We start from the raw sequence: 12,132 nt of genomic DNA on the forward strand, positions 1-12,132 counted from the left end.
TAAGCAAGCGAACGTCGAACAAAAAGGTCTAATAAAGCACTACTTATTTTGCGCCTTTGCTTTTTCTTGTGCCTTCTGCATGATTAATTTCATTTGTTCTTGTTGCTTCTTACGGCGTTCAGCTAGAGTGTTTTTCTGCTCAGGAGTGAGCACCTGATACATATCATGCTCTGCTTTAATTTTCATCACCTGAATATCAAGTTGCTTTTCGTTGTAACCACGAAGGATTTGCTTTACTTGTTCTTCATCAAACTTCTCGTTTTGCACCAACTTGGTCCACTGCTCTACTTCCTTGGCCATTTTCTCCTGACTCGGGTTTAAAGCTTGAGTTTTAGTTTGTAGATCAATTTGTATCTGTCTAATTTTGCTTTCTTGTTCCGGCGTAATACTCTCCAAACCAAAAGGCTTTGGTGGTGCGACTTTCGCTGTTTTCACAGTCTGATTCGCTTGCTGGCTTAACTTAACAGTATCGGGTTGATTATTATCAGCAAAAGTGGGTAAGCTCGCAAAGGTCAATACCGCAGCAATTAAATAATGTTTCATATATCCTCACAAATAAATAAAAAAGACAAATAGATATGGCAAATAAAAATAAGCCTAACTAGTCAAAATAATACTATGAACTCTCTAGACAATGCATTCATAGTAAAAGTTCCTATCTATATTAAAAATTTACCTAGTTACTACATTTCTATACTTACCATATGCTTTTAAAAACATAACTTTGACAAAATAGTCTTATCAGTTCTGTATGTTTATTTAAGATAGATTACCGGATCAAGTTTTAACTTTACCTATGATTTAAATATTGAAATATATCATTTTGTTTTATTATGGTTTTAAACCATAAGTAAATAATCATTAATCGGATTTTAAGAGTTTTTTTAAAAAAATGTAGATAAAATCAATCCGCATAAACATCACTTATAAATAATAGAGAGGCTATTATTATAATTTCAAATGAAAAGGTAATATTGATACCGGCATATAACCCAAGTGATGCCATTATACACCTGGTTTCAGAAATAAAAACACTATGTCGCTGTTCTATTGTGGTGGTAAATGACGGATCAAGTGATAAATGTAACTATATATTCAAACAGTTAAAAAGCCTTAGCCAGCTCGTTATCCTTAACCACAAGTCAAACTTGGGTAAAGGCCAAGCGCTAAAAACAGGTTTCTCCTACATTATTAATACGATGCCAGAAGTTACTGGCATCATCACCGCAGATGCAGATGGACAACATTCACCACAAGACATCATACGAACTTTAAACGAGTCAAGGTACCAATGTGGTCAAAGCAATAGTCTATTACTCGGTGCTCGTGCTTTTAATGGCAAAGTGCCATTTAGAAGTAGAATAGGTAATGCGATCACGGAAAAAATCTTCCAACTCGTGACCAAAATTCCTATTACCGATACTCAAACAGGACTTAGATACCTATCAACTGATCTTGCCAATAAGTGTTTGTCGATTGAATCTAATGGTTATGAGTTTGAAACAGAAATGTTGCTCTTGGCTACTCGTGAGAAATGCATGATAAAACAAATCGATATTGAAACTATATATATTGACGATAATAGCTCATCCCACTTTAATCCATTTAGAGACTCGATAAAAATTTACTGGACCTTTTTGCGTTTTACTGGCATTTCAATATCAAGTGCATTGATAGACTACCTAATTTTTTACCTCATCTTATTGTCTACTGACTCAACGATGAAATCTTTTATTGTCGCAAGAGTATGTTCTGCTTTTTACAACTACACAATGTCAAAACGGATTGTTTTTAAATCAGATGGGGAAGGTTATCATTCAATAGTAAAATATGTTTTTCTAGCGATTATACTCCTGATTTCATCCATGATATTAACACAATCACTCATAGGGTGTGACATTTCAACCATGTATGCGAAACTCATAGCAGAATGCTTACTATTTATTTCCAGCTTCTTCATTCAGAGGTTTTTTGTGTTTCGTAAAAATTAACTATCCATATAATACTTCAAGTATCTATAAACTATCCTGCCTATTATGAGGCAGGATACAATTTAATATAAACCAAAATTTAACTTATAAGAAGTTAAAAGATACTGTCAGTGACACTGTATCAATATCATTATTACCAACTGAGTAGTTCATATAGTTCGCACCAAGAGATATAGGACCAAATATGGCGTAATCAGCACCGACTCCCCACATAAAGTCTAAATCGTCTTCATCTTTGTAGCTAATGGTGCTTGAATCTTGCTCCCAATAGTGAGCTCCTGCTTTTGCATATACCTGTAAAGGGCCAAAGTTAATACTCGGCTTGAGCGCAGCGTAAAATGATGAAGCTTCAACCTTACCATTACCAAAATCAAACTCACCAAAATTGTTGTAACCCGCTTCAACACCGATAAAAGGTAAGATGCCAGTCCCTACATGAACTGAGTATGTAGTGGTATCTTCCGAGTTAAGGTCAGATTGACCAATAGATGCCCCTCCGTATAACCAAGAGTCGGCAGAAGCAGACGCCGATACACCGATTAACGCTAGCGCTATAATTGTATTTTTCATTTAACACCTTTAATGGACTTTCTTACATTGCTTAAGAATAAAAATGTCAAAATACTATATGCATAGCGCGTTGTACATATGTCAAATAAAAGTAATATATTAAAATATAAGGATTTTTCAGAAAAATACATGACGGGTTAACCTATAAATATGGTTAAGGTATTAACCTCCTTTACCATACTATGAGTAAAAATATCCCCCCCAATCATAGCTGTCAGGTGCACAACAAATGATCCACCCTATCTTGAAGAGCCTAAGTCAACAGCACTATCCCATGCATCAAAACAACGCTGGATGTAAGCCTTGTCCGCATATCAAAATAACCTTCTGGCCCTGCACTCTGGTTTTCTGTACGCATTAACTTTTCAGCCCGCCAAACAGCAATATACCCCATAAGTAAAATCGGTAAACTAACTAACTCATTGTTCTCTCCAACCAAGACAGACAACCAAGCTGCTAATACGATCACATTACTCAAAACTAGCGCTTTATTGCTCCATGGATTTTCAAAGTTTTCGATGCCACTGCCCCATAAGATGCCCGACAAAAAACTTAAAATCACAACACTGTAGGTGATAAAAAGTGCCTCACCACTAAGCCCAAACAGTGTGCTACCTGTCAGAGATACAAACAACCCAGCCACAAAAGGGATCAGGCCCATATAACCAAGCTTAGTCATGGTCTCTCTAGTGTGAGTACTTACTACATAATTAGGCTTCATAATTGCTGCTCGATAGCATTTTTAAGAGTCGAGCTCACCGGCGATGTCGAACTAGGGAAGGTCGCCACCACGTTGCCCTGTTTATTAATGAGGAATTTATAGAAATTCCATTTGGGCTTCACGCCAGCTTGAGATTGTATTTGGGTAAAGACCGGATTGGCGCTACTGCCTGTTAAAGAAGAACGCGCCATCATCGGAAACGTGACGCCGTAATCGAGGTAACATACCTTAGCAGATTGCTCTTCGCTTCCCCTATCTTGGCGAAAATCATTGCTTGGAAAACCAATGACAGTAAAGCCCTTATCTTTGTATGTCTGAAATAACTCTTCAAGCTCTTCAAACTGAGAGGTATAACCACATTGACTTGCCGTATTGACCACTAAAAGAGTTTTGCCTTGAAACGCTTCACACAACTCGATGTTTTCAGTCGAGTTCAGCAGGCGTTGTTTGCTATTCAATATTTCTGGACATGTGGCTGCAGAGGAAGCAAAAGCCATCAAGCTGCCAAGTAAACTTATGCAACAAAGGATCGGATATTTCATAGGGTTAACTTATGTGAGTGATTTTTAATATTACTACTATAGCGCCAAATAAAACGATCACTTCGGCTCGTATCATTGCTCATTCTGATAGCGAGATCTGCAAATACAAATCGGTTGAAAACGAAACCTATCAATTACCGATTGGTCTAAATAACATGGTCTACTTAGCTATAATGTAAGATAATTCGATATCAACAAGAGTCTGAAATGGTGCAGAGGAAGCGTAAATATTCATCACTGTGTCTTGTACTTACCCTAACACTATCTCCAAGTGCTTCTTCTCTAATCGTCAAAGGGGTTCAAGATGAATGGCCACCTTATTTTCATAAAGATACGATGAACAAAGGCAAGCTACACCGGCAAGTTGATGAAATTTTTTGCGCAGCACAGATGGAACTCGCGGTGGAAATATTACCTTGGAATCGCGCCTACAAGATGGCAAAGTCAGGTGAAGTTGATGTGATACTAGGCGCTTGGAAAACATCGCAAAGAGAAAAAGATTTCTACTTTAGCGAGCCCTACTACACCAATCAGATAAAGCTCATCAGCTTGAAAAGCTCGCCAGTCCAATATCAAGATTTACAACAAGAGCGCACGATTAGCATAGCGGTTGTCTCCGGTTATGCATACGGGCGAAACATTAGCAACAAGCATGTGAACTTTTTTCAGACCAAATCTGCTAACGAAAATATTGAATTTTTGCTGAAAAATCGTGTTGACGCTGTGCTCATGGATGAAGAAGTTTTTAATTGGAACATAAAACAGCGATCATTCGATAGAAACCAGTTTCATGTATCAGAACAGGCGGTCGATGTTTTACCACTGTACCTTGCTCTCAGTAAAAACAATGCCCTCTCAAAATCAATCATGGCAAATTTTAATCAGGCTCTAATATCCAACAAACCCTGCAAGACAGCCAAACCATAAATTAAAAATAACCGCTCCTATTTTTTCAATATATTTTTATGTGATCCAATATATTAATATCTGAAATGTTAATTTTAATCATTACACATTATGGATTATTTACTCACAAACAAGAGTTATAAATATTGTTTAAGTAATAGATATAAATAATTATTCTTCCTCCTATAAATAAGGTATCTATTATGAAAATTATTAACTTATCTTTATTACTTGCAGCATGTTCATTCTCTGCACAAGCAAGCTTTGCCCCAACTAATGTTTATCTTGATGGCAAAGCTTATCCCGTGGTTGAGCTCGAATCAGACGTGGTCACCAAAAGCAAAGCAGATTAGACACAGGTATATTATTCATTGTGATATATTTTCGGCCTGAATATTTGCCAAATATAATCTGGTTCATTTACAGGTGTGTAATTATGTTTTTCGTATAACCATCCCGCAGTAGAAGTGACTAGAATAATTCTCCGTAGCTTCTTAATAGAAGGATGCTTATGACAACAACTCATCATCCAACTACCTAACTTCTTCTCCTTCCATTCGTCAACAACATATACATCACATAAATATCCAAAGGTAAAATGATCTGTAATAAATCGAGCAAATCCTATCTGAATATCTTTATAAAATAATCCGAAACAAAGGCTAGACTCTATTGAACCTACTACCGTTTTTTTGTCTATGCCCTTTGCCCACGTCGAATTAGTTAGGTACTGAAAAATATCGTCAAGATTGAATTTTGACTTATCCGTCGTCAGGTGAAAATCACCATTATGCCAACTATGAATTTCTTCCATGTATATACTCTTGAAAAAATAAGTACTGCTTTTAATCCCAAATTATGATTTAAAATACAGTTAGAAAATATCACTAGTATGCATATAAACCATGGAATTTCTGGTGCATTGATCAATAAAATCAGATATTTGCTTCACTTCAGTGCCTTGTCAAAAGTGTTGTCTTAAATTTTTTCGTTTATTCAATTTAAATTCATACGGTTTATTGTCGTAGAAACCTCCAAATGTGGCTAGAATTGTTGGAAAAAATAATACCTAGGAGCAATATATGAACATGAAAGAGTTCTCTAAAAAAGTAGGTTTGTCTTCTCATACTCTTCGATATTATGAAAAGATAGGCTTACTAAAAAATATCAACAGAAACGCCAGTGGACATAGGCACTACACAAGCCATGATGTTGCTTGGGTAACATTTGTAAAACGTCTTAAAGAAACAGGAATGCAACTCAATGAAATAGTAGAATACGCTAGACTATCCGATGGTGGCTCAGACACGCTCGCAGATAGAGAGAATATTCTATCAAAGCACAGAGAGGGGCTTATTAAACAAATAAGCTTACTAGAAGATCACCTCAAAGCCTTAGATTACAAAATTAACTTATACAAAAGTGGTAAAGTATGTTGACTTAGAGTTTACTCTAACCGTTAACCTTGTTTCTCATTTCAAGGAGAAACTATGTTGAATACTAAACCTTTATCTTTAACACTGCATAACGAGCGAAAGGACAACCTTTCCTATCTTTCAAGTCTCTATGATTTCAACGATAAGCTATATCTAATCACAGGCGGGACGAGTGGTATTGGCTTAGCTACAGCAGAAGAGCTGATACGACTGGGGGCTCGGGTTATTATTACTGGACGCAACAGAGAAAAATTGAATGCGCTATCAAATAGATTTGGCTCTTGGATTACTCCTTTAGATATTGATTCTTCAAGTCCTGAATCTGGTAATGAGCTTGCACAAGCGGTGGAACAACATGGCATGCTAGATGGATTATGGCTCAATGCTGCTATCGCTGAACTAGACGGTTTACAACATGTGAATGCAGAAAACTACAGCAAGATCATGGATATAAATATAAGAGGCCCACTTTTACAACTGGCATCACTAAGTGCATACTTGAAGGACAATGCATCTGTCATTGTCACGAGCTCTAGCTCTGTTTACGAGGGTGCAAAGCTGACCTCGTTATATACCGCGTCCAAAGGGGCTCTTTCTGCTGTCATTAGAGTGTGGAGTAATGAACTCGCCCATAGAGGAATAAGGGTCAATAGTTTAGCCCTAGGTCCTGTTGTCACTAACTTAAGGCGCTTCTTGTCTATCGAGGAACAAGTTGAATTTGAAAAAAGCATTGTCGAACAACTGCCACTGGGCAGAGCAGCTTCCGCTCACGAAATTGCGAACGTGGCGATATTTCTTTTTTCTTCCGCATCATCGTATATAACAGGCAGCGAGATCCCTGTCGATGGCGGCCTAATTAAGAGATAGCTAGGAATACCAACAAATACCGCTATTCCAAAGTTCGAGACAGCTTATATCTTTGCCTTGTTAAATAGTTTTATATGGTAAGTTATGTAGTTACCATGATATTTATCGATGGCTAACTGGTAGTCATATAAGCCTATCGACTCAAAAATATAATCATACTCAAGGAGGGGCCATGTTCCCGATAGAAGTTTGGATAACGTATACGTTGGCATGTTTAGTTTTAGTTATATCACCGGGCCCAGATAATATTTTGGCCATTGGTCGTGGCTTGAGCCAAGGTAAACTTGCTGCAAGCTTGTCTGGATTGGCATCTGGGGCCGGTATTTTATTCCATGTTTTAACCGCGACATTTGGATTAACACTATTAATACAAACTTCAGAGCTAGCATTTATTATTGTAAAAACCGTAGGCGCTGGATACCTTATTTGGCTGGGCATCAAAGTACTACGGTCTCGAAGCCTTATTAACTTATCCCCCAGTGAAAAACAGCCACTCACCAGTATTGTCACGACTGGTTTCTTATCCGCATCGCTAAATCCTAAGCCAGGAATGTTCGTGCTCGCTTTCATACCACAATTTGTAAACCCGCAACTTGGTTCAGTAACAACCCAGATGATCGTCTACGGCGCGTGGTTTGCTTTTCTAACAGCGATAGGTTTTACGTTGATGGGAATATTTGCATCTAAATTGGCAGGTTGGCTTAATAAAAAGCCGCGGGTGGTGAATGGACTCAATATAGGAGCAGGTTTAACTTTCATCACTTCAGGTTTTGCTGTCGCCGCATTAAAGCAAAAATACTAACCCTTACCTGCCCTCTCTTGTATTGGTTATCAAAAGGTCTCCTATGTGAAGCTAGCGCAATAAGTATAGTGCGCTAGCTAACACCTCTGATTTCAGTTCAGATTAGATGACGCCCCACCAATTTTAGTAGTTCGAGTTAATCAGAACTTCTTCACCATACTTACCTGCATGAGGTAGCGGAGTATAGGTAGTCTGCGCGCCTCTTAGGAAACGAATCGCTTTTACACCAGCCTCACGAGAACTGGTAATGTCTTCGTCTGAGTCGCCATAGTATTGAGCAATTTTTGCCATTTTGAGTTGCTGAACTTTGTCTAACGAACCTGCGAAAATGACGGGTTTAATTTGCTTCTCGTACTCTTTAGGGAAAATATTACGCAAGGTTTCAGTGACTGTCTCTTGCCCCTCTGGAGCGGTTCGACCAGTAATGAAGTAGACAGTATCACCATGTTTTAAGTGCATGGAGACTAATTCAATCGCTGATTTTTTTGGGATAGAAAAACGATCAAGCCCCGTTGAAGCCTCATTCCAAAAATCTTGGTTTTTTAGGTAATCAAAGGAATCCGGAGAGTACTTTTGTTTACCGTAGTAAAAAACCGGGCTTGAGAACAGCATAGTGTCATCAATATCTAAACCCACATTTATAGGATGCTTCGGAAGCTCTGATGCAATCTTATCAACCGTGGTCCAATTGATATCTGGGTACTGCGTTGATGCCTGAGATGAAAGAGTATGCATATCAAGGGTTGCAGGAGTATTGGCAAGTACTGATACCGAAAAAAGTGAGCTAAGTGCAATGATGGTAGACGTCTTCATTTTTCATCCTAGTGAGAGTTCGTACGCTTAAACCTAGCGATCTTACACCTTTTGTAATGCTATTCATTCGAGCAAAATTAGTTTTTGTTTATGGTGTATAAGACTTTACGATATCAATCGTAAATATGTTCTTATTTAATTAAATGGCATTTTTAATTTTAAATATTAGTAATAACAAATCAGATTGTGTTGTAAAAATAAGAAACCAGCCTATTCATGCAAAATACCTATGAAATCAGTCGTTTTGCTTAATGTGTGAATAAAGACTAATAGATATAATGGTCTCTTATATTTACAACTAATATTTGGAACGAGAAGTGAGAGTGGAAGAGAGACGTCAGTTATTACATAAAGGATTGAAAGCCGCTGTATTTGGTATCCCGCTGCTTGCATTAGGTTTAACCATTAATAGTTCAGTTCTGATGACCGATGCTGGTTATAGCTATGTGCATCAAAACAACATCACTGGTGAGCTGGACGTATTTACTGAACCCGGCATCCATTTTCGCATGCCATTTTTGTCCAAAATCACCAAGTATGACCAATTGATCACTGTGTCATTCGGAAACAACAAAGGTGAAGATTTTTATCAGCGTCTTGATGCGGTGCAGGTTCGCTTTGCCGATACCTACATTGGTCAAATACCCGTCACCTTCCGTTTCAAGCTCAGCAATGATCCTACAGCAATCAAGAAGATGCACCGCGAGTTTCGCAATAATAGCAATTTGATTGACGCATTGCTGGTAAAAAACGCGCGTAACGTAACTGTGATTACTGCAACTCAATATACGGGTGAAGAGTTTTTCCAAGGTGGTTTAAACCAGTTCAAATCCAAATTGGGTGATCAGCTACGTGAAGGTATATACCTAACCGAACGTCGTCAGGTAGAAGTAGAAGAGTTAGACCTTGCTCCAGTAGGCGTAGATCAATCAAACGCAAATCAACTGCAACGTACTAATCAATTGGTATGGAAGACTGTACCTGTAGAAGATGATACGGGCCGACCAATCCGTCAGGATAACCCATTACAACAGTACGGTATTCAAGTGACGCAGGTAACCATAGGTGACCCGCAGCCTGAGAATCAGCTAGACCAGCTACTGGCAGACAAGAAGCGTTTAGTTGCGGATCGCATCCGTGCCATTCAGGAGCAAGAGACCTCGAAGGCGCAAGCAGAGACAGAGCAGTTGCGCAAAGAGATCCAGCGTACTCGTGAAGTACAAGATGCCCAGCGTAGAAAAGAGCTAGCGATCATCGCACAACAAAAAGAGGTCGAAGTTGCGCGCCAAATAGCAGAACGTGAAATCGTCGAAGTAGAGAAAACCAAACGACTAGCTGAAGTGGAAAAAGAAAAGGAATTGGCGATAGCAGAAGCTAACCTAGCGATTCAAAAAGCCAATGCGTTATCTGCAGAATTTGAAGCGAAAGCGATTCGAGAAAAAGGTCGCGCAGAAGCCGAGGTCTTAAAAGCAAAATACGCAGCACTAGGGGCAAACCGAGAAGTGTATTTGGCAGAGTTGAACCGAGATGTGGCGAATTCACTGTACAACAACTTGCAAAACTTCCAAGTTCAGATGCCACAAAACTACATCGGTGGTGGTGAAGCCGCTGGCCTGACAACCAATCTTGATGTCATTACTGGATTTGGCGCATTGGGCTTGATGGACCAAACCAAAAAAGTCGCACAGAAATAAGACCATACGCACCAAAAGCTTGGGCTGCGGTTCCTACGCAATGGAAAGGCTGATACTCGTTATCAGCCTCTGTTTTTTGCTATCGTGACATAGATAAGTAAAAGCCAGATAAACCGGCCAAGATTGAGTTTTCAATCCAAGATAACATCATGCCAAAGCCACCCACTTCTCGCTCGGCTATAGTCGATGATTGTTTTCTACCGAAGACCATTACAACGATTCTGCCGCTTCGAGCTATCGGTTTTTTGAAAACCACAACGTTAATTAATGACTCCTGATACAACCGAGGTAGAAATGCGAGTATTCATTTTATTATTAGCCTCTTTGGGCTTGTTTGGATGCGAAGGTCAACATGACTCGGGGAAAGAACCCCAAATTAATGTCTATTTGGATCAAGCTAAACAAGGCGACCCGACAGGCCAATTGAAGCTAGGCATTTTGTATGAACAAGGAAATGGCGTCGTTCAAGATTATAAGCAAGCGATGTATTGGTATCACAAGGCTGCTGAGCAGGGAAATGCAGATGCTCAGTTTCACTTGGGGGAGATGATCGATGAAGGGAAAGGCGTTTTTAAAAATAGAATAGAAGCGATGAAGTGGTACAGAAAAGCGGCCGAACAGGGACACGCGAAAAGTCAAAACAACTTAGGCACCATTTACAAAGAAGGCCAAGACGTTCCTCAAGACTATACACAATCAGTTTACTGGTACAGAAAGGCTGCCGAGCAGGGGTATGCACCAGGCCAAAATAACTTGGGATCTATGTACTTTGAAGGCACAGGTGTTCCTCAGTTTGATACACAAGCCTTCTATTGGTTCAGAAAAGCAGCAGAGCAAGGAGATGCAATAAGTCAGAACGACTTAGGGTTTATGTATCACAAAGGCAAAGGGGTCTCTGCAAACGATAGAGAAGCAGTGTATTGGTACAGGAAGTCTGCTGAGCAAGGAAATCGAGAGGGTCAGAACAACTTAGGGTTTATGTATGAGAAAGGTAAAGGAGTCCCTGCAAACGATAAAGAAGCAGTGTATTGGTATAGAAAGTCTGCTGAGCAAGGAAGTGGTGCAGGCCAAACTAATCTTGGCTTTATGTACTATTTGGGTAGAGGAACACCTCAAGACTACTCAAAAGCGAAATATTGGTTCAGAAAAGCGGCAGAACAAGAGGAAGCAACAGCCCAGAACAACCTAGGCGTTATGTACTACCTAGGTAGAGGTGTCCCTCAAGATTATACACAAGCGCTGAATTGGTATAGAAAAGGAGCTGAGCAAGGGTATGCGGGAGCTCAAATTAATCTTGGCGTTTTGTACGAAGAAGGGAAAGGTGTCCCCCAAGATAACAGCCAAGCAGTGTACTGGTATCGCAAGGCTGCCGATCAGGGTTATGAAACTGCACAACGTAAGCTTGATAAGATGGGGGCAATTCCTTAGCGCGTTCAAAAGTCCGTAACTGCTAATTGAGCTAGATGTATCAATTGGGCACTTTTATTCGGCCGTACATAAGAGGAAGTTCATGCTCTAGCTCAAGAATGGTGTCTAATCGATCTTCAAATGACTCTGGGCGCTTGTCTATGCGAAAATAGGTCCTTGGTCGCTCTCTCAAAAAGTGCTCTCCTGTGATTAACGCCCTTTTGCCTTTATCCATATAATTGAATAGTTGAGCAAAGAAATAGTCGTTATCTTTCTCTCCATTCAGTGTCACCTTGCCCGTAGGCTGGATAAGGATAGGCTGAGTACAGTAGCCAATTTTCCCTTTTTTATTTTCGCAATAAAGGTACAGTTGCAGACCTGTT

The 12,132-nt window shown here is 39.4% G+C and carries 14 protein-coding genes and 1 pseudogene; 8 read left to right on the forward strand and 7 right to left on the reverse strand.

The genetic code is table 11. The features are described from left to right. Positions 1-39: 39 nt before the first annotated feature. A complete protein-coding gene (locus tag MHN79_RS15975) occupies positions 40-543 on the reverse strand; it encodes a Spy/CpxP family protein refolding chaperone (RefSeq protein ID WP_239173704.1) in 504 nt (167 codons plus the stop codon). Between the two features lie 431 nt (positions 544-974). Here MHN79_RS15975 and MHN79_RS15980 point away from each other — a divergent pair, with 431 nt between their 5' ends. Continuing rightward, a complete protein-coding gene (locus MHN79_RS15980) occupies positions 975-1,991 on the forward strand; it encodes a bifunctional glycosyltransferase family 2/GtrA family protein (protein WP_239173705.1) in 1,017 nt (338 codons plus the stop codon). Positions 1,992-2,075: 84 nt separating this feature from the next. Here the strand turns inward: MHN79_RS15980 and MHN79_RS15985 are convergent, their stop codons facing one another. The 3 genes from MHN79_RS15985 to MHN79_RS15995 all read right to left on the reverse strand — a co-directional run bounded on the left by MHN79_RS15985 (position 2,076) and on the right by MHN79_RS15995 (position 3,824). Beyond that, positions 2,076-2,561, reverse strand: coding sequence for a porin (locus MHN79_RS15985; protein ID WP_160926429.1), 486 nt, complete (start codon positions 2,559-2,561; stop codon positions 2,076-2,078). A gap of 253 nt (positions 2,562-2,814) precedes the next feature. Beyond that, on the reverse strand, positions 2,815-3,282 hold the full coding sequence (locus tag MHN79_RS15990) for a DUF3429 domain-containing protein (protein WP_239173706.1): 468 nt from the start codon (positions 3,280-3,282) through the stop codon (positions 2,815-2,817). Continuing rightward, positions 3,279-3,824: a glutathione peroxidase gene (locus MHN79_RS15995; protein WP_239173707.1), complete on the reverse strand. Its 546-nt coding sequence runs from the start codon at positions 3,822-3,824 to the stop codon at positions 3,279-3,281. The genes MHN79_RS15990 and MHN79_RS15995 overlap by 4 nt, the downstream gene beginning before the upstream one ends. A gap of 207 nt (positions 3,825-4,031) precedes the next feature. On the opposite strand from MHN79_RS15995, the gene MHN79_RS16000 reads away from it, so the two are divergent. Together MHN79_RS16000 and MHN79_RS16005 are read left to right on the forward strand one after the other, a co-directional pair. Beyond that, positions 4,032-4,751, forward strand: coding sequence for a transporter substrate-binding domain-containing protein (locus tag MHN79_RS16000; protein WP_239173708.1), 720 nt, complete (start codon positions 4,032-4,034; stop codon positions 4,749-4,751). Between the two features lie 182 nt (positions 4,752-4,933). Further along, a complete protein-coding gene (locus tag MHN79_RS16005; protein WP_239173709.1) occupies positions 4,934-5,083 on the forward strand; it encodes a hypothetical protein in 150 nt (49 codons plus the stop codon). A gap of 11 nt (positions 5,084-5,094) precedes the next feature. On the opposite strand, the gene MHN79_RS16010 is transcribed toward MHN79_RS16005, so the two are convergent. Beyond that, a complete protein-coding gene (locus MHN79_RS16010; RefSeq protein WP_239173710.1) occupies positions 5,095-5,544 on the reverse strand; it encodes a GNAT family N-acetyltransferase in 450 nt (149 codons plus the stop codon). Between the two features lie 268 nt (positions 5,545-5,812). Between MHN79_RS16010 and MHN79_RS16015 the strand changes: the two genes are divergently transcribed. The 3 genes from MHN79_RS16015 (at position 5,813) to MHN79_RS16025 (ending at position 7,835) form a co-directional block, all read left to right on the forward strand. Beyond that, positions 5,813-6,169: a MerR family transcriptional regulator gene (locus MHN79_RS16015; RefSeq protein WP_239173711.1), complete on the forward strand. Its 357-nt coding sequence runs from the start codon at positions 5,813-5,815 to the stop codon at positions 6,167-6,169. Positions 6,170-6,220: 51 nt separating this feature from the next. Further along, positions 6,221-7,033 (forward strand): SDR family oxidoreductase, encoded by an 813-nt coding sequence (locus MHN79_RS16020; RefSeq protein ID WP_239173712.1) that lies wholly within the window; start codon positions 6,221-6,223, stop codon positions 7,031-7,033. A 172-nt stretch (positions 7,034-7,205) separates the two neighbouring features. Continuing rightward, positions 7,206-7,835: a LysE family translocator gene (locus tag MHN79_RS16025; protein WP_239173713.1), complete on the forward strand. Its 630-nt coding sequence runs from the start codon at positions 7,206-7,208 to the stop codon at positions 7,833-7,835. Positions 7,836-7,958: 123 nt separating this feature from the next. Here MHN79_RS16025 and aphA read toward each other — a convergent pair whose 3' ends face one another. Further along, entirely contained in the window at positions 7,959-8,648 is a 690-nt protein-coding gene (gene aphA / locus MHN79_RS16030; RefSeq protein WP_239173714.1) for an acid phosphatase AphA, read from the reverse strand. Positions 8,649-8,965: 317 nt separating this feature from the next. Here aphA and MHN79_RS16035 point away from each other — a divergent pair, with 317 nt between their 5' ends. Then, entirely contained in the window at positions 8,966-10,342 is a 1,377-nt protein-coding gene (locus MHN79_RS16035) for an SPFH domain-containing protein (protein ID WP_239173715.1), read from the forward strand. Between the two features lie 267 nt (positions 10,343-10,609). Next, positions 10,610-11,770, forward strand: coding sequence for a tetratricopeptide repeat protein (locus MHN79_RS16040; RefSeq protein WP_239173716.1), 1,161 nt, complete (start codon positions 10,610-10,612; stop codon positions 11,768-11,770). A 40-nt stretch (positions 11,771-11,810) separates the two neighbouring features. On the opposite strand, the pseudogene MHN79_RS16045 reads toward MHN79_RS16040, so the two are convergent. Beyond that, positions 11,811-12,132, reverse strand: a pseudogene (locus MHN79_RS16045) (hypothetical protein); the annotation flags it as partial.

Origin of the sequence: Vibrio sp. Of14-4, assembly GCF_022347625.1 — a bacterium.
Taxonomy (GTDB): Bacteria; Pseudomonadota; Gammaproteobacteria; order Enterobacterales; family Vibrionaceae; genus Vibrio; species Vibrio pristinus.

Excerpts from the sequence above, each read along its gene's own strand:
- MHN79_RS15975 (WP_239173704.1), bottom strand. The coding sequence starts at position 543 with ATGAAACATTATTTAATTGCTGCGGTATTGACCTTTGCGAGCTTACCC.
- MHN79_RS15985 (WP_160926429.1), bottom strand. The coding sequence starts at position 2,561 with ATGAAAAATACAATTATAGCGCTAGCGTTAATCGGTGTATCGGCGTCT.
- MHN79_RS15990 (WP_239173706.1), bottom strand. The coding sequence starts at position 3,282 with ATGAAGCCTAATTATGTAGTAAGTACTCACACTAGAGAGACCATGACT.
- MHN79_RS15995 (WP_239173707.1), bottom strand. The coding sequence starts at position 3,824 with ATGAAATATCCGATCCTTTGTTGCATAAGTTTACTTGGCAGCTTGATG.
- MHN79_RS16000 (WP_239173708.1), top strand. The coding sequence starts at position 4,032 with ATGGTGCAGAGGAAGCGTAAATATTCATCACTGTGTCTTGTACTTACC.
- MHN79_RS16005 (WP_239173709.1), top strand. The coding sequence starts at position 4,934 with ATGAAAATTATTAACTTATCTTTATTACTTGCAGCATGTTCATTCTCT.
- MHN79_RS16010 (WP_239173710.1), bottom strand. The coding sequence starts at position 5,544 with ATGGAAGAAATTCATAGTTGGCATAATGGTGATTTTCACCTGACGACG.
- MHN79_RS16015 (WP_239173711.1), top strand. The coding sequence starts at position 5,813 with ATGAACATGAAAGAGTTCTCTAAAAAAGTAGGTTTGTCTTCTCATACT.
- MHN79_RS16020 (WP_239173712.1), top strand. The coding sequence starts at position 6,221 with ATGTTGAATACTAAACCTTTATCTTTAACACTGCATAACGAGCGAAAG.
- MHN79_RS16025 (WP_239173713.1), top strand. The coding sequence starts at position 7,206 with ATGTTCCCGATAGAAGTTTGGATAACGTATACGTTGGCATGTTTAGTT.
- aphA (WP_239173714.1), bottom strand. The coding sequence starts at position 8,648 with ATGAAGACGTCTACCATCATTGCACTTAGCTCACTTTTTTCGGTATCA.
- MHN79_RS16040 (WP_239173716.1), top strand. The coding sequence starts at position 10,610 with ATGACTCCTGATACAACCGAGGTAGAAATGCGAGTATTCATTTTATTA.